16 protein-coding genes are annotated in these 16,011 nt (G+C 49.4%); 13 read left to right on the forward strand and 3 right to left on the reverse strand.

Annotated features, from left to right (window positions below; translation table 11 throughout):
• Window positions 1–283 precede the first annotated feature (283 nt).
• Complete coding sequence (locus tag BLQ32_RS03995) at window positions 284–1,201, forward strand: catalase family peroxidase (RefSeq protein ID WP_074509208.1); 918 nt, start codon at window positions 284–286, stop codon at window positions 1,199–1,201.
• 39 nt (window positions 1,202–1,240) lie between these two features.
• Here BLQ32_RS03995 and BLQ32_RS04000 read toward each other — a convergent pair whose 3' ends face one another.
• From BLQ32_RS04000 to BLQ32_RS04010, 3 genes are all read right to left on the reverse strand, one after another.
• A complete protein-coding gene (locus tag BLQ32_RS04000; RefSeq protein ID WP_074509355.1) occupies window positions 1,241–2,620 on the reverse strand; it encodes a Glu/Leu/Phe/Val family dehydrogenase in 1,380 nt (459 codons plus the stop codon).
• A gap of 168 nt (window positions 2,621–2,788) precedes the next feature.
• Window positions 2,789–4,282, reverse strand: a complete 1,494-nt coding sequence (locus tag BLQ32_RS04005) for a glycine betaine uptake BCCT transporter (protein ID WP_074509209.1) — start codon at window positions 4,280–4,282, stop codon at window positions 2,789–2,791.
• A 106-nt stretch (window positions 4,283–4,388) separates the two neighbouring features.
• Window positions 4,389–4,949 carry an SLOG family protein gene (locus tag BLQ32_RS04010; protein WP_053165971.1) on the reverse strand — a complete coding sequence of 187 codons (561 nt, stop codon included), beginning with the start codon at window positions 4,947–4,949 and terminating at the stop codon, window positions 4,389–4,391.
• Between the two features lie 150 nt (window positions 4,950–5,099).
• On the opposite strand from BLQ32_RS04010, the gene BLQ32_RS04015 reads away from it, so the two are divergent.
• The 12 genes from BLQ32_RS04015 (at window position 5,100) to BLQ32_RS04070 (ending at window position 15,940) form a co-directional block, all read left to right on the forward strand.
• The gene (locus BLQ32_RS04015; RefSeq protein WP_074509210.1) at window positions 5,100–6,050 is read left to right on the forward strand and encodes a threonine ammonia-lyase; all 951 of its coding nucleotides are present in this window, start codon (window positions 5,100–5,102) and stop codon (window positions 6,048–6,050) included.
• Window positions 6,051–6,120: 70 nt separating this feature from the next.
• Window positions 6,121–6,273 (forward strand): YfhE family protein, encoded by a 153-nt coding sequence (locus tag BLQ32_RS04020; RefSeq protein ID WP_074509211.1) that lies wholly within the window; start codon window positions 6,121–6,123, stop codon window positions 6,271–6,273.
• 182 nt (window positions 6,274–6,455) lie between these two features.
• A complete protein-coding gene (locus BLQ32_RS04025) occupies window positions 6,456–7,229 on the forward strand; it encodes an SDR family oxidoreductase (RefSeq protein WP_074509212.1) in 774 nt (257 codons plus the stop codon).
• Window positions 7,230–7,382: 153 nt separating this feature from the next.
• The gene (locus BLQ32_RS04030; protein WP_074509213.1) at window positions 7,383–7,940 is read left to right on the forward strand and encodes a TetR/AcrR family transcriptional regulator; all 558 of its coding nucleotides are present in this window, start codon (window positions 7,383–7,385) and stop codon (window positions 7,938–7,940) included.
• A 17-nt stretch (window positions 7,941–7,957) separates the two neighbouring features.
• Window positions 7,958–8,845 (forward strand): 3-hydroxyacyl-CoA dehydrogenase family protein, encoded by an 888-nt coding sequence (locus tag BLQ32_RS04035; RefSeq protein ID WP_074509214.1) that lies wholly within the window; start codon window positions 7,958–7,960, stop codon window positions 8,843–8,845.
• Window positions 8,842–9,621, forward strand: coding sequence for an enoyl-CoA hydratase (locus BLQ32_RS04040; RefSeq protein WP_074509215.1), 780 nt, complete (start codon window positions 8,842–8,844; stop codon window positions 9,619–9,621). The genes BLQ32_RS04035 and BLQ32_RS04040 overlap by 4 nt, the downstream gene beginning before the upstream one ends.
• A 12-nt stretch (window positions 9,622–9,633) precedes the next feature.
• Entirely contained in the window at window positions 9,634–10,038 is a 405-nt protein-coding gene (locus tag BLQ32_RS04045; protein ID WP_074509216.1) for an acyl-CoA thioesterase, read from the forward strand.
• Between the two features lie 3 nt (window positions 10,039–10,041).
• On the forward strand, window positions 10,042–11,109 hold the full coding sequence (locus tag BLQ32_RS04050; protein WP_074509217.1) for a phosphotransferase family protein: 1,068 nt from the start codon (window positions 10,042–10,044) through the stop codon (window positions 11,107–11,109).
• A 14-nt stretch (window positions 11,110–11,123) separates the two neighbouring features.
• Window positions 11,124–12,890: an acyl-CoA dehydrogenase family protein gene (locus BLQ32_RS04055; RefSeq protein WP_074509218.1), complete on the forward strand. Its 1,767-nt coding sequence runs from the start codon at window positions 11,124–11,126 to the stop codon at window positions 12,888–12,890.
• Window positions 12,891–12,901: 11 nt separating this feature from the next.
• Complete coding sequence (locus BLQ32_RS04060; RefSeq protein ID WP_074509219.1) at window positions 12,902–13,876, forward strand: quinone oxidoreductase family protein; 975 nt, start codon at window positions 12,902–12,904, stop codon at window positions 13,874–13,876.
• A gap of 21 nt (window positions 13,877–13,897) precedes the next feature.
• The gene (locus tag BLQ32_RS04065; RefSeq protein ID WP_074509220.1) at window positions 13,898–14,839 is read left to right on the forward strand and encodes an MBL fold metallo-hydrolase; all 942 of its coding nucleotides are present in this window, start codon (window positions 13,898–13,900) and stop codon (window positions 14,837–14,839) included.
• 120 nt (window positions 14,840–14,959) lie between these two features.
• On the forward strand, window positions 14,960–15,940 hold the full coding sequence (locus tag BLQ32_RS04070; RefSeq protein ID WP_074509221.1) for a zinc-binding dehydrogenase: 981 nt from the start codon (window positions 14,960–14,962) through the stop codon (window positions 15,938–15,940).
• The last annotated feature ends 71 nt before the right edge of the window (window positions 15,941–16,011 follow it).

A 16,011-nucleotide genomic window follows, 5' to 3' on the forward strand; every position in this document is an offset into this window, starting at 1 on the left:
CTCCTGGTGCGGCTATCCACACAATGTGTTACTATCCTTGCTCAAATACCTTAGACGAAAAACAAAATTTATTCTCAATCTGAAAACGAACAAAAATAATTCTTTATTAGACTAACAGATAGTTGATAAAATGGAAAGCAAAGAGCCTCGATTCAATTACTCAAAATGGATTTCATTCTATAAATACAGATATACACTAAACTACCGGTAGCCCAACATTCAGCTGTCGGTAGTTTTTAATTTGTACCGTAAAAGGGTATAGCTCATGGTAAGAGGTGAGGACATGGAAAAGAAACCATTAGCTGAAACCGCAGTAGACCGGATGGAGAAAGTGTTTGGGGAACATCGTGAATACCGGCGTGCCCATGCCAGAGGAGTCATTTATGAAGCGGTATTCTCTGCGAATGGCCTAGGAGCGGAATATACAACGGCAACGCATCTGCAAGGCGGGGAAGTCAAAGCGCTTGCCCGATTTTCCCATAGTTCTCCGGACCCTACCTGGACAGATGTCATGTCGCCGGTAAAAGGGTTGGGCGTTCAGTTTCTCTTGCCGGACGGGAGCGTAACGAATATAGTAGGGGTCAATTCCCCTATTTTCCTGGCCAAAACCCCGGAAGCTTTCACTAAGATTCTGGGCGTTGTGACTTCGTTTAAAAAAGGGAAGCCGCGGCTTCGTGATTTGGCCAAGCTGCTAATCCAGTATCCGGAAAGCCGGGCCGCCATCAAAATCGTGCAGAAAATGCATGCCCCGGCCAGTTTTGCGACAGGGCGCTATCATTCCATCCATGCTTTTTACTTTATCGACAAGAACGGGAACCGGCTGCCGATCAAGTATGAATGGGAACCGGATGCGGGAGTGGAAACTTTAACGCCAAAAGACGCCGGTTCGCTGCCATTCGGTTACTATGAATGGGAAATCGAAGACCGTCTGCAGAAAGAGCCGGTCAGCTTCCGGTTGAATATTGTCATTGGAGGAGAAGAAGATCCGACTGACGATCCGACTGTCGCCTGGCCGGAAGAACGGCACAAGCTTACCGTTGGGACACTGACGATTTTGCCTAAGCCTGCTCCGGAAGCGGACGAACGAAAATTTGATCCGACCGCTGTAACCGAAGGAATCGAGTGTTCGGAAGACCAGATCCTCCATTTTCGGAAAGCGGCGTATTCCATTTCCGAGGAACGGAGAAACAGCGAGAAGTAAAAAAACGTTGAAGCCATAGACGGCTTCAACGTTTTTCAGTTAATACAACTTTCCTTGGCGGTATAAGACGGTCGTCAATCTCATGACGGCGTGGATAAAGCAGTTTTGGCGGAGCGGGAAGGGATCTCCGAAAAATTGCGGCAAGATGATGTCCATCGTGGACTTCATTTTTGCGATAAGCAGCCGGAATACTTCTTCTTCCGTATAGAACTGAGTTTCCCGTCCTTGCAGCCATTCAAAATATGAAACAATAACCCCGCCGGCGTTGGCAAGAATATCCGGGATGACGATGACGCCTTGTTCACTCAAGTATTCATCTGCTTCTTGCGTAGTTGGGGCATTTGCGCCTTCCACGATGACACGGGCCTGGATGTCCCGCACATTTCCTTCATGAATCTGATTTTCAAGAGCAGCCAGCACCAGAACATCGACTGGTAAAGTCAATAGTTCGTCGCGGCCTTTGATGCTTGCGGCGACGCCCGCTTGAGCGATTTGCTCTACGGTAGAAGGCAGATCTCCGCGGTTCGTATTGGCAAATGCAATCAATGCCGGGATGTCCAGGCCATTTTCATTATAAAGCGTGATGTTGCGGTCGCTGACTGCGACTACAATATCATCTATTTCCGTGCTATTGTAGGCTTCCAATGCCGCAACCGAACCGACATTCCCAAATCCCTGGACAGCTAGTTTCAACGGCCGGTTTGCATGTGCGAGAGCTGTCGCAGCAAAAGGATTGTCCGAAGCGGCCAATTCATCTGCATGTTCTCTTACATAGTCCGAGAACAAATAACGGAACGTAAAGTAGACGCCTTTGCCGGTAGCTTCTCGGCGTCCAAGCGAACCGCCGTTGGCGACGCTTTTTCCGGTGAAACTGCCGAGATATGGAGATCCGTGTTTAATCTTTTTGTATTCTGCCATCATCCAGTCCATTTCCCGTTCTCCTGAACCTACGTCTGGCGCCGGGATGTCTTTGTCAGGGCCGATGACTTCCGAAAAATAGCGGACATATTTGCGGCAAATCAGATTTAGTTCCTTTTCTGAATAATGTCTTGGGTTAAGGATGATGCCGCCTTTGCCTCCGCCAAACGGAACATTATGCAATGCATTTTTCAACGTCATCAAAAAAGCCAAGTTGACAACTTCTTCTTCGTTCACGCTTTCATGAAAACGGATGCCGCCTTTATAAGGCCCCAGTGCATCGTTGTGCTGCACGCGGAAAGAAGGAATCCGAACAACACTGCCGTCATCGAGCGGAATCCGCAGGAATGACTTATGTATATTGTTCGGTGTAGAAAGAATGGCGCTCATTGAAGTGAACGCTTGTACACGCATATTGTCTTTCAGTTCAGGCAAGAACGTTTTGCTGTCTAGTAATGCATTAAGCGAACTCTGAATGATTGCCCGCGTCTGCCCTTCAATTTCTTCAACGCCGGTAGGGTTTTCAGTGCCGGCACCCGGTGAATTAATATTTCCGTCCATGTTCAAGACACCTCCAAGTATTTTCATTATTCTCCCTATACCCTTCCTGCTTTTATTTATGCACATGAAAAAACCCTTCAGCTATGAAAACTGAAGGGCGAAGCAATTTTATCTTTTGGTTGTTTTGCCGAGCTTTACTTCTGCATCCAACGCCTTGAACAAGGAAATGATCATTAAGATCATGACAAACGAAAAAGGCAAAGCGGCAACGATAATGGTGTTTTGGACAGCCGTCAATCCGCCGACAGACAAGAGAATGGCAGCAACCAGCGACTGTGCAATTCCCCAAAGAATCTTGATTTGATTGCTTGGCAGGAGTGATCCGTTTGTCGACTGCATGCCAAGAACGAAAGTTGCAGAATCAGCGGATGTAATAAAGAACGTACTGACCAACAAAATCGCGAAGAGTGACATGACAAAGCCGAGCGGCATTTCGCTGAACATCGCAAACAAAGTTTGCTCAGTCGGGAATGCCGTCAAATCGATGCCGCTTTTTTGGATATCAATCGCCGTCGTTCCGAATACCGAGAACCAGAAAGCGCCGAAAATTGTCGGCGTCAGGACGACGCCAATCAGGAATTCACGGATGGTGCGGCCTTTGGAAATACGGGCGATGAACATGCTGACGAATGGAGCCCAAGAAATCCACCAGGCCCAGTAAAAGATGGTCCACATGTTCAGCCAAGAGCGGTTTTCCGCATCAAGCGGCGCGGATTGGAAACTTAAGCTGATCAGATTCTGAATGTAATTACCGAATGTTTCAGTGAACATGTTCATAATCAGCAAGGTCGGCCCAAGGATAATGACCAATATCAGCAGAATAATGGCAAGTACCATATTGGTATTGGATAAATACTTGATGCCTTTGTTCAATCCGGACCAGGCGGACATGATGAACAGCACGGTCACAGCCGCGATGATAATGAACTGGACCCATGATTCCTGCGGCACGCCGAACAGGTAGGCCAGACCGCCGTTAATTTGAGCAGCGCCGAAGCCGAGTGAAGTTGCCACGCCGAAGACTGTAGCGAATACCGCCAGCACATCAACAAGTGTTCCTAATGGCCCTTCCATTTTCTTTCCGAAAATCGGCTTCAGTGTTGATGAAATTAACGCAGGTTCTCCTTTGCGGAATTGGAAGAATGCAAGTGACAGGGCAATGATGCCGTACATGGCCCACACATGGATGCCCCAATGGTAATAAGTGCGCTGCAGGGATTCCTTGAAGGCAGCGTCGGTTCCAGGTTCCGCCGTTGCGGGCTGCACAGCGAAATGGCTCAACGGTTCGGAAGCCCCGTAGAAGACAAGGCCGATGCCCATGCCTGCCGAGAATAGCATAGAGATCCAAGATATGGTAGAGAACTCCGGACGGTCGGTGTCTTTCCCCAGACGGATTTTTCCGTACGGGCTGATGATGATAACAAAGGTCAAAATTAAAATGATCGCCATGAGCATCAAGTAATACCAGCCGAAGCTTGTATCGATGAAGCTGCGGATGCTGCCGGTTGCTTTTTCGAAGCTTTGCGGAGCAATGACGCCAAATGCAACGGTCAAAATGACTAGGGCAAACGTGATGTAGAATACTTTCGAAGCTTTTTTCATACTTCCTCCTTTAGGGTTTAAACAGATATAACTTATAAGGGTATCGAAAATAATTGACAGAGTCAACTAAAGAGAGGAGTTCAACAATTTCACAAAAGGATGTGATTTACTGTTCCCAATCATTCAGCTGTTCTTCTTCCGCTACGACCCGCAAGTCATCGGCTGTGATGGTCAGCACTTGATAATCGTTCTTTTCGGCGTAGAGGTCGGCTTCCCGTTTCGTGAATTTAGGTGAACCTTCTGTTTCTTCATCGTATATGATGAGCATGCCGTCGGAATTGCGCAGGAAGAATTTATTCTTCTCGATGAACTGCCAAGGGGCTTCGTAAGGCCGGTTGGTTAAACTGCGGTGAAAATCGGCCTGTTCTAAAATCATTTGATACTTTTCCTGCTTGGCTTCGTTCCATTTCTTCTCCTGTTCGAGGAAAGGGGTCAGCACGGCATATTTCAATTGCGGAAATTCTTCCTGCAAATCCAGCACCACTTCTGCAGCCCACGTTTCAACGCCAAGCTGGCCGCTGATGATGACCCATTCCAATCCTTCATCGAGCAAAACGCGCAGACGGTTTTCAAGTGCTTTTTTGATGAACCGGACGCCTGGATGCTTATCATCGAATATTCCCAGTTCATGTTGTTTATATCCTGTAATAACCAATCGCTTTAACATATCACTTCACCTCCCGTACAGAATCCTAGCTTCTTATTTTACAGTACTCTTCCTTTAAGGTGTACCCCGATAACCGGTCGCCTTAAAACTGAAAAATCTTATAATTTATGTTGGATATGCTAAACTAAGGGCAAATAAAGGAGGTACGGCATGGTGAATTTGGATGAAGTAAAAGCAGCGAAGCAGCAAATTTCAGGCCTTATCCATAGGACACCCGTTTTGACATCGGTTCTGTTAAACGAAAGGGCCGGCAATGAAATTTATTTAAAGGCGGAGCATCTGCAGAAAACCGGCTCGTTTAAAATACGGGGTGCAGCGAATGCAGTCAAGCGGTCCATCGAAGAAGGAGCGCAGTTCATTACAGCTGCTTCTTCCGGCAACCACGGGCAGGCGGTCGCCTATATTGCGGACCAGCTTGGCGTGCCGGCAACGATTGTTGTGCCGGAAGATGCGAACCGGGCAAAAGTGGCAGCGATCGGAGCCTACAACGGGAAGATTGTTTACTGCGGATTGACCTCAGCTGACCGGATTCCAAAAGCCAAGCAGCTGGCGGAAGATAATGGAGGCGTCTACATCCCGCCATATGACCATCCGCTTGTCATCGCCGGCCAGGGCACCATTGGCCTTGAATTGCTCGAGCAAGTGCCGGATATTGAAATCATCGTCGTTCCGGTCGGCGGCGGGGGATTGATCAGCGGCATCCTGACGGTGGTGAAAGAGATCCATCCTGCGATCCGGGTCGTAGGAGTGGAGCCGGAAACGGCAAACGATACGTATTTGTCGCTTGCCAACAAACAAATTACGGCCATTTCCGGAACAACGACAATCGCGGACGGTTTACGGACATCGCAGCCCGGCCAACTGACATTCCCGATTTTGCAGGAGCTTTTGGATGACCTGGTGCTGGTTTCAGAAGATGAAATTAAAGAAGCCTTTCAATTTACATTGGAGCGCACCAAGCAGCTCATTGAACCCTCGGGGGCGACTGCGCTTGCTGCTGTATTATCCGGAAAGTTGGAAGCGAGAGGCAAAAAAATTGGCGTGATTTTATCCGGAGGGAATGTGGATTTAAAGCAGATAGATCAGTTTCTTTCAGAGTGAAAACCAGGTTTAGCCTCTTCCGAAATGGGAAAAGATACGTATACTTTAAAACCCGGAAAGAGCGGTAAGAATGGCAGAAGAAAAACAACTGCATGAAAAGCTGGCGGATAAAGAATTGAACGTGAAAGCGGCACAAGAAGTCCACTTGCAAGACGATTTTAAAAAAGCGGATAAGGCTGGAGAACAGGCGGATAAGGAAAATGAAAAATCAGATGATCAATAAGTTGAAATGACCGGTGGATTTGGAAACTAATCAAATCCACCGGTCATTTTTTTTTTGGAAAGGCAAAATTCCTTTATTCGAATCTTGCAATCTGTAAATGAAAGCGTTAACATAATGTTTAAGTATTCTGAACATACCAACTAGTTAGTATGTAGAAACGCAATCGGATGGAGGAATGGAAAATGGACGTTATGGACTTATTCAGGCTGGACGGCAAGACGGCAATTGTGACAGGAGGCGGGCGCGGCTTGGGAGCGCAAATCGCAGAAGGGTTTGCGGAAGCAGGAGCCAATGTTGTGGTGTGCTCCCGGAAGCTGGAGGCATGTGAAGAAATCAGCGAGAAGCTGAAGCAAAAGGGCGTAAAATCCTTAGCATTGGCTTGTGACGTCACTAATCCGGAAGACGTCAAACGCGTCATCCAAAAAACCTTGGAAGAGTTCGGCACAATCGACATTCTCGTCAACAATTCCGGTGCCACATGGGGAGCGCCGGTTCTCGACATGCCGTTGGAAGCATGGCACAAAGTCATGGAAGTGAATGTCACCGGAACATTCCTGATGAGCCGGGAAGTCGGGGAAACAATGATCCGCCAAAAAAGCGGGAAAATCATCAACATCGCTTCGGTCGCCGGGCTTGGCGGCATCGACCCGCAGCTGATGGATACGATTGGCTACAACACCAGCAAAGGCGCTGTCATTACATTCACAAAAGACTTAGCCGCCAAATGGGGCCAGTTCAATATCAACGTCAACGCATTGGCGCCTGGATTCTTCCCGACAAAAATGTCGAAAGTGCTCATTGAACAAGGCCGCGACCGGTTCCTTGAACAAACACCATTAAAGCGTTTTGGGACGAACGAAGACTTGAAAGGCGCGGCGTTGTTCCTGGCATCCAAAGCGTCGGATTATGTGACAGGAGATGTCGTCATTGTAGACGGCGGCATGCACGCTATTTAAAAAGGGGATCAAGAGAAGCTTCAGCCAATGCAGTTTTGCCGCATTGGCTATTAGTTGAATAAACCGGACTTTTGCGGTCAGTTGATTTTATGCTTGCGAAAGCGAAAATCCTATTGTTCGTAAAAACAGGATAGAGAATAGCGGGGAATCGGCATGAAAACAAAAATCAAGCAGCAAAGCATTAGCCTATTCGAACAAAAAGGCTTCAGCGAAACGTCCATCCAGGACATTGTAGAAGCGCTCGGTGTGACCAAGGGTACTTTCTATTATTATTTCCCGAGCAAAGAACAGCTATTGATGGACATCCATTCCAACTATATCGATGACTTGCTATCGCGGCAAAAAGGCATTCAGGAAACGGTTTCCGGCAATCAGCAGAAGCTGCAGGCGATAGTAGAGCTGCTGATTGGCGATATTCAGGACCACGGTCCGAGCGGACGGGTGTTTTTCAGGGAAATGCGCCATCTGACTCCGGAAAATTCCCGGGAAGTCAAAAGGAAGCGGGAGCAATTCCGCTTGAATATCGAAGAGCTCATTTCAGCTGGAATGAAAACAGGAGAGTTCCGAAGTGATTTGCCGCCCGGCATGGTGGCTTTCGCTGTTCTCGGGGTAACGAACTGGAGTTACCAGTGGTTTAATCCGAATGGCGGCATAACGGCAAAGCAATTAGCGAAGATTTACAGCGATATGATTTTAAACGGCATCACTTAATCGAAGGGGGAACAGCAGTGGACGACTTTCAAATTCAAAAAATGGCGGTAATCGGAGCGGGGCAGATGGGGCATCAGATTGCCATGCTCGGCGCGCTTGGCGGCATCCATACGGCACTTTACGACGTGGATAAAGAAGCGCTCGCTAAAGCACAGATCAGTTTGGAAATGCTGATGGACCAGTGGGTAGTGAAAAAGAAAATCACCGATATGGAAAAAACGGCGGCGTTCAACTTGCTGCAGTTTACGAGTGATTTGGAAAAGGCAGCAGGTGATGCCGATTATGTAATTGAAGCGGTCGTGGAGAAGCTGGATATAAAGCGTGAGATTTTTGGTAAATTGGACAAAATCACACCGAAACATGCCATTCTTGCCACGAACAGCTCGACCATCGTCAACTCGCTCCTTGCAGAAGCAACCAGCCGTCCCGAAAAAGTGTGCAATATGCATTTCTTTTTCCCGCCGCTTGTCATGGACTGCGTCGAAGTGGTCATGAGCGAACAAACGTCAGAAGAAACCGCGCAAATTTCCCTGGAATTATGCCGACGGATCAACCGAACCGGCTTATTGCTGCGAAAAGAAATTTCCGGATTTGTCGCCAACCGGATTCTCGGCGCCTTGCAAAAAGAAGCGATGCATCTATACGAAGAAGGCATCGCAGATTACAAAGAAATTGATGTGATTGTCAAAAAAGCGCTCCGGCATCCGATTGGGCCATTTGAATTGATGGATTTATCCGGAATCGACGTGGCGTATTATGTGATGCAGCAACAATATGCAGAAACCGGTGATCCGAAGGACAAGCCTTCCTCATTCATAGAAGAAAAAGTGAAGGCAGGGGAATTGGGACGAAAAACCGGGAAAGGCTTTTATGAGTATCTAAAAAAAGAGGTGAAAACGCCATGACAACGGTATTGAATGTGGAAAAAACAGACGGCTATGCGGTGGTGACCATCAACAACCCGCCCATGAACGTCATCAGCAACCAAGTATTCAAGGAACTGGATGAAGTGTTCTGTGAACTTGGAACAGATCCTGAAGTGAATGCCGTCATTGTGACTGGGCAAGGAGACAAAGTCTTTGCAGCGGGGGCTGACATCAAAGAGTTTCCACAATTGATCGTACAAGGGGGCTTAAAAGAGAAATTCCTGGAAACACACGCCATTCTAAATCGGATCGACCGTTTTGAAAAACCGGTCATTGCCATGCTGAACGGTCTGACTTTTGGCGGTGGCTGTGAAGTAACACTGTGCTGTGACATCCGGATCGCGGAAGAACATGCCCAGATTGGCTTGCCTGAAATCACGCTTGGTTTGTTTCCAGGAGGCGGCGGTACACAACGCTTGCCGCGCATCGTCGGAGAAGCGAAGGCGAAAGAGCTAATGTTTACAGGCGAAGCAATCACGGCAGCCGAAGCCGAACGCATCGGCCTGGTCAATAAAGTAACGGCCAGCGGTGATGGGATGGAAGCGGCGCGCAAAATGGCGAAGCGGATTGCCCGTTTTTCACTCCCGGCTTTGTCCCGCATTAAAAAAGCAGTGGACGAAGGGCTGGAATTGCCGCTTGAACGCGGAACAGAACTTGAAGCCGGCTTATTTGAAGAAGTGTTTCAAACGGAAGACGTGCAGGAAGGCGTAAAAGCCTTTATTGAAAAAAGAAGACCGGCATTCCAAAACAAGTAAGGGGGAAAACCGATGGCGCATGAGATTACAGTCAAAGTCCGTTTTAGTGAAACGGACGCATTGGGGCATGTCAGCAATATCAGCTATTTCATTTATTTGGAAGAAGCGCGGATCGAGTTTTTCCGTGAACTGGGGCTTGACATGACCATTGATAAATGGAGTGTCATTATGATATCCGCCAATTGTATGTTTTATAAACAAGCCTATTTCGACCAGCGCTTGAAAGTCACTTCGTTTGTAACGAAAATCGGCAATTCCAGCTTCAAGATTGGGCACCGGATCACCGATGCAAACAGCGGTGAGCTGATTGCGGAAGGCGATGCCGGAGCGGTTTATTTCGATTTCTCTTCCCAAAAGAGCGAACGGATTCCAGACGGCACCCGGGCAAAACTCGAGATGCACAAGGAAGAGGTGTGAGCGATGGTCGGGAAAACGAGTGATACGATCCCTGTCCGTTCCGGCGAGGAACTCGATCAAGCCAAGCTGATGCAATTCTTAAGAGAGAATATCGATGGCTTGCCTGAAGGGCCTCTTGAAATCCGCCAGTTTGGCGCAGGGCATTCGAATTTGACTTATGCGTTGTCTATAAAAGAGTGGGAAGCAGTATTGAGGCGCCCGCCGCTTGGGCCAGTGGCACCGAAAGCCCATGACATGGAACGGGAATTCAATATTTTGTCGACGCTCTATCCGGTTTTTCCGGCAGCGCCAAAGCCGTTTGTTTTTTGCCGCGACGAGTCGATCATTGGCAGCCGGTTTTTCATTATGGAACGGCGCCATGGCGTCGTCATTGATTCGGAATTTCCGCAAGGCGTGGAGCCGACCGAAGAACTTGGCCGCCGGATATCGCAATTGATGGTGGATACCTTGGTCGACCTGCACGCCATTGACTATACCAAAACAGCGCTGGCGCATATGGCGAAGCCGGAAGGGTTCATGGAACGCCAAGTCCATGGTTGGATCGGGCGCTATGAACGCTCAAAAACAGATGATATTCCCGAAGTGGAGGAACTGGCTGAATGGATGCGCACGCATATACCAGATTCCCCGGAGCCGTCCATCATCCATTACGATTTCAAACTCAACAATTCCATGTTTTCAGCAGATTTTTCAGAACTCACAGGCCTTTTCGATTGGGAAATGACAACCGTAGGCGATCCACTGGCAGACTTGGGAGCAGCGATGAGCTACTGGATTCAAGCTGATGATCCGGAACTGTTGAAAACAGCTTTCGGAAAGGCTCCTGTAACGGTAGGGAAAGGGTTTTATTCGCGTGAGGAGTTTATCGCACGCTATGCGGAACAAAGCGGAAGGGACGTATCGACCATCGACTTCTACTTGACCTTTGCCTATTTTAAATTGGCGGTCATTTGCCAGCAGATTTACTACCGCTATAAAAAGGGGCAAACAACCGATGCCCGATTCGCCCATTTCGGAGATTTTACAAAAAGCCTGATCCAGTATGCATTGCTGACAGCGAAGAAAAAGTAAGGGGATGAAGCGAGATGGAACCTAAAACCTTGATGTACCGCGGCGGCAGCTTCTTATATGAAGAAACAGAAGCAGCTTTTACACCGGAAGATTTTACGGAAGAGCATAAACTGATCGGCAAAACGGCCAAGCGCTTTATGGAAAGCGAAGTGCGTCCTCATAATGACGCTATTGAACAGCAGGATTTTGCATTGGTGAAAGAGCTGCTCGGAAAAGCAGGCGATCTTGGGCTGCTTGCGCACAGCATCCCGGAAGCCTACGGAGGGCTCGGACTTGATAAAATCAGCAAAGGCATTGTCGGGGAAGCTTTGGGGCCTGCAGGCAGCTATAGCGTCGCACAGTCCAATCACACCTGCATCGCGACTTTGCCGATCACTTATTTCGGTACGCCTGAGCAAAAAGAGAAATATTTGCCGAAACTGGCGTCCGGGGAATTTATTGGCGCTTATTGCTTAACCGAGCCGAATGCAGGATCCGATGCCTTAGCAGCGGAAACGACAGCGAAACTGAACGGTGCAGGGACGCATTACATATTGAACGGCACGAAAATGTTCATTACCAATGCGGCCTTTTCGGATACGTTTATCGTCTACGCAAAAGTGGACGGTACCGCTTTTACGGCGTTCATCGTGGAAAAAGACTTTCCGGGATTATCGCTTGGTGCGGAAGAACAGAAAATGGGCATCAAAGGTTCTTCCACGCGGGCCGTCATTTTTGAAGATTGTGAAGTGCCGGTTGAAAATCTTCTCGGAGAAATCGGAAAAGGGCATGTCATTGCTTTAAACGTGTTGAACCTGGGCCGCTATAACTTAGGCTCTGCGACAATGGGCGCGGCGAAATACGGCCTTGAACTGGCAGTGAAATATGTGAAAGAACGGCGCCAGTTCGGCAAAGCCATTGCCGGCTTCACCGCTACGCAGGAAAAAATCGCCGATATGGCGCTCCGCATTTATGCATCGGAATCACTGCAATACCGGACAGCCGGCTATTTGGAAGAAGCGCTTGGCGGGTTGTATGATGTGGAAGATTCGGGCCTTTTGGCAAAGCGGATGATGGAATACGCCACCGAATGTGCGGTGTGCAAAGTATACGGCTCGGAAACGCTTGACTTCATTGTGGACGAAGCGCTGCAATTGCACGGCGGCTACGGGTTTATCAAGGAATACAAAATTGAGCAGATGTACCGCGACTCGCGCATCAACCGGATTTTTGAAGGGACAAATGAAGTCAATCGCCTGATTGTTCCAGGCAATCTGTTGAAAGCAGCCGCTAAAGGCCAAGCGCCGCTCACTGAAGCTGTCGAACGGGCAATGCTGGAGATCGGGTCGCCGCAAGTGGAATCGATCGGCCCCATTTCCCGGGAAATAGAAGCGGTCCGTGCCATTCGCCGGGTGTTCCTGTTGTGTGCCGGACTTGCTTACAAAAATTACGGGGCAGCACTCAGCGAAGAGCAGGAAACTTTGATGAAGCTGGCGGATATCGGCATTGCTTTGTTTGCTGTGGAGTCCGCGATACTGCGCACTGCCAAAGCCATCCAGTCGCAAGGCAAAGAGGCAGCTTCTTTTAAAATCGACCTGGCAAAAGTGCTGGTCGACGATGCACTGCTTGAAGTGGAAATGGCGGCGCGCAAACTGCTGCAGGGAGCTGCTTCCGAAAAAGGGCTGCACGATAACGTCCGGGCGGTGGCAAGTGAATTGAGCCGGCTGCAGCGGGCAGGCGGAAAAGCCTCGAAGCGGGCAATTGCAGAGAAAGTTTTGGCAGCAGAACAATACATTTCATAGGGGGAAAAAGGATGAAAGTCATTAAGTTCGAGCAATTTGGAGGGCCGGAAGTGCTGCAATGGACGGATGCAGAGACACCGGAACCCGCTGAAAACGAAGTGCTGATTGAAATCAAAGCCAGTGGGGTCAATTATGCTGATACGGCTAGACGCGAAGGGCAATATGTAGTGCCGACAAAGCTGCCTTATGTACCGGGAGCTGAAGTGGCGGGTGTTATTGCGGAAACCGGAAGCGGCGTGAAACGGTTCCAAAAAGGGGACCGGGTGGTCGCGCTGATCGAGTCGAACGGCTATGCCGAATACGTGGCAGTGGACGAACGGGTTTTAACGCCTGTTCCGGACGGCGTGGAATTTGAGCAAGCCGTTGCGCTGCCGCTGCAGGGCTTGAGTGCCTATCATATCCTGAAAACCATGGGACGTCTGGAGCCGGGTGAAAGTGTCCTAATCCATGCGGCGGCCGGCGGGGTCGGGCAGATTGCCGTTCAGTTGGCGAAGCTGTTCGGGGCCGGCAAAATCATTGCGACGGCAAGCACGGACGAAAAACTGGTGCATGCCAAATCGATGGGTGCCACGCATCTGGTGAACTATACAGAAGAGGGCTGGGTAGAAAAAGTCAAGGAGATCACGGAAGGCAAAGGCGTGGACGTCGCCCTTGAAATGGTCGGCGGCGAAGTGTTCAACCATACGGTGAAATGTCTTGCTCCGTTCGGGCGCTTGGTCATTTTCGGTGCGGCAAGCGGCGAACAGGCCACGTTCCACCCAGGCCAATTAATGCGAAAAAATCAATCCGTCATCGGCTTTTTCCTGCCGCAGATTATGCGCAAGCCGGAATTGTTCCAAAGCAGTTTTAAAGAGTTGCTGGGCTATATGGCAAGCGGCGACTTGAAACTGACGATCGGCGGAACCTATCCGTTGGAAGAAGCGGCCGAAGTGCATCGCTTACTGCAAGGCAGAAAGACCATCGGAAAACTGGTGCTGAAACCGTAACTTCCAGAAAGAAGGGATTGCATGCTGGATCAATTAGGGATTGAAGCCATCCGGATCGATTTGCCGTTCCGCCTGAACCACGTCAATTGCTTTATGGCGGAAGGCGGAACAGGGTGGACCATCATTGATGTGGGCTTGAACAATGACTATACGAGAGGGTTTTGGGAGCAGCAAATTGGAAAGCGTGATGTAGCGGACTTGCTGATCACCCATTACCATCCCGACCATTTTGGCTATGCCGGCGGGCTGCAGAAAAAAACAGGAGCGAAAGTTTCCATGACGAAGACAGATGCCAATTCGGGTCTGTCTTCTTGGCAGTCCGAATTTCTGGAGACGATGCCGAGCCATTACAAGGCTTCCGGGGTACCCGACGAAAAGTCAGCGCAAATGGCGGGCAATACGGCGGACTTTCAGCCGCTGGTCAATCCGCTGCCGCAAATCGATCATTATTTCGAAGAAGGGGAAAAGGTGCAGATCGGACGCTATGAATACGAAGTAATTTTTACGCCCGGCCATTCGGACGGCATGGTGTGCTTTTACAACGGCGAGAAGAATGTATTGCTGTCGGCCGACCACATCCTGCCGAAAATCTCGCCAAATATCTCCTATTGGTACCACGGCGATGACAATCCGCTGGCTTCGTATTTAACTTCTTTGGAGAAAATCAGGGAGTTGGATGCAGAATTTGTCATTCCGTCTCATGGCAAACCGTTTTACGGCGCCAACAGCCGGATAGCGGAACTGAAAACGCATCATGCCGAACGGCTGGAGGAAACGGCTGATGTGCTTCGGGAAACGGCTACAGTCTACGGGGCGTGTGAGCTGCTTTTCAAGCGGCCGTTGACGGTCCATGAAATGCGGTTTGCAGTCGGCGAAACACTGGCTCATTTGGAATTTTTGCGTCATGCTGGAGAGTGTGAACGTGAAATGGATAACGGCGTTTGGCAATACAGAAGGCGCTGAAGTGAATTTTTGCTTTGGGCAATTGGCCGATCCCTGGCGGAAGCCGTTTGAACGAACAGGCATCCTGAAAACTGTTAAACTAATGTTAGAAAGAGTGATAACAGAGGAAGGATGATGTAAGTGAAGGCATTTGTCATTGAATCTGGTGAATTGAAAATGAAAGAGATGGAAGAACCCCAAGTAAAAGCGGGCGAAGTGGTCGTCGCGCTGAAAACTGCCGGCATCAACCGGCGGGACCTTGGATTGCCGAAGCGCTACGGCAGCCGTCCGGAAGCGCTTATCATCGGTTCGGATGGAGCGGGAGTTATCGAAGCGGTCGGCGAAGAGGTGAGCGGCTTCTCGGTTGGCGATGAAGTGATCGTCAATCCGGCGCTCCGCTGGTATGGCAACAGCGATGCACCGCCGGCGGAGTTTGATATTTTGGGCATGCCGGACCACGGCACATTCGCCGAGAAAATTGCTTTGTCTGCAGAGCAAGTCGAGAAAAAACCGGCCCATTTAACGTGGGAAGAAGCCGGGTCGCTCGCTTTGGCAGGGTTGACCGGTTACCGGGCGCTGTTTACAAAAGGCGAAGTGAAAGAAGGAACTACCTTGTTTATTCCCGGAGCAGGAAGCGGTGTGGCGACGTATTTGATTCAGTTTGCGAAAAATGCAGGCGCCCGGGTCATTGTCAGTTCCAGAAGCGAGGAAAAGCGGAAACATGCCCTTGAGCTTGGCGCAGACCGGGCCATTGCGAATGACAGTGACTGGCCGCAGGAGCTGGCCGATGAAACGGTCGACCTGGTCATTGACAGCGTCGGTGCAGCAACATTCAACCGCTCGCTCGAAGTCTTGAAAAAAGGCGGGCGCATCGTCATTTTCGGTGCCACGACCGACGACAACGTCGATTTCAATCTCCGCAGCTTTTTCTATGGCCAGTACCAATTGTTCGGATCGACAATGGGCAGCCGGGAAGAGCTGCGCACCATGCTTGCCCATATGGAAGAGCACGGCACGCATCCTGTCGTTGACCGGGTCTTTGAGTTGGAACACGCGCAGGAAGCGTTCGATCACTTGGGCAGCGGAAAGCAATTCGGCAAAGTCGTGTTGCGGATAAAATGACATTTTACTAGCGGGATTAAATAATTTTGAACTTCTGAAACTTTCCGGCCAGTCAATCGTAAATAAGGTAT

Origin of the sequence: Planococcus glaciei (assembly GCF_900099655.1) — a bacterium.
GTDB lineage: Bacteria > Bacillota > Bacilli > Bacillales_A > Planococcaceae > Planococcus > Planococcus glaciei.

Excerpts from the sequence above, each read along its gene's own strand:
- BLQ32_RS04015 (WP_074509210.1), top strand. The coding sequence starts at position 5,100 with ATGGTGAATTTGGATGAAGTAAAAGCAGCGAAGCAGCAAATTTCAGGC.
- BLQ32_RS04065 (WP_074509220.1), top strand. The coding sequence starts at position 13,898 with ATGCTGGATCAATTAGGGATTGAAGCCATCCGGATCGATTTGCCGTTC.
- BLQ32_RS04045 (WP_074509216.1), top strand. The coding sequence starts at position 9,634 with ATGGCGCATGAGATTACAGTCAAAGTCCGTTTTAGTGAAACGGACGCA.
- BLQ32_RS04010 (WP_053165971.1), bottom strand. The coding sequence starts at position 4,949 with ATGTTAAAGCGATTGGTTATTACAGGATATAAACAACATGAACTGGGA.
- BLQ32_RS04030 (WP_074509213.1), top strand. The coding sequence starts at position 7,383 with ATGAAAACAAAAATCAAGCAGCAAAGCATTAGCCTATTCGAACAAAAA.
- BLQ32_RS04040 (WP_074509215.1), top strand. The coding sequence starts at position 8,842 with ATGACAACGGTATTGAATGTGGAAAAAACAGACGGCTATGCGGTGGTG.
- BLQ32_RS04055 (WP_074509218.1), top strand. The coding sequence starts at position 11,124 with ATGGAACCTAAAACCTTGATGTACCGCGGCGGCAGCTTCTTATATGAA.
- BLQ32_RS04025 (WP_074509212.1), top strand. The coding sequence starts at position 6,456 with ATGGACGTTATGGACTTATTCAGGCTGGACGGCAAGACGGCAATTGTG.
- BLQ32_RS04020 (WP_074509211.1), top strand. The coding sequence starts at position 6,121 with ATGGCAGAAGAAAAACAACTGCATGAAAAGCTGGCGGATAAAGAATTG.
- BLQ32_RS04005 (WP_074509209.1), bottom strand. The coding sequence starts at position 4,282 with ATGAAAAAAGCTTCGAAAGTATTCTACATCACGTTTGCCCTAGTCATT.
- BLQ32_RS04060 (WP_074509219.1), top strand. The coding sequence starts at position 12,902 with ATGAAAGTCATTAAGTTCGAGCAATTTGGAGGGCCGGAAGTGCTGCAA.
- BLQ32_RS03995 (WP_074509208.1), top strand. The coding sequence starts at position 284 with ATGGAAAAGAAACCATTAGCTGAAACCGCAGTAGACCGGATGGAGAAA.
- BLQ32_RS04050 (WP_074509217.1), top strand. The coding sequence starts at position 10,042 with ATGGTCGGGAAAACGAGTGATACGATCCCTGTCCGTTCCGGCGAGGAA.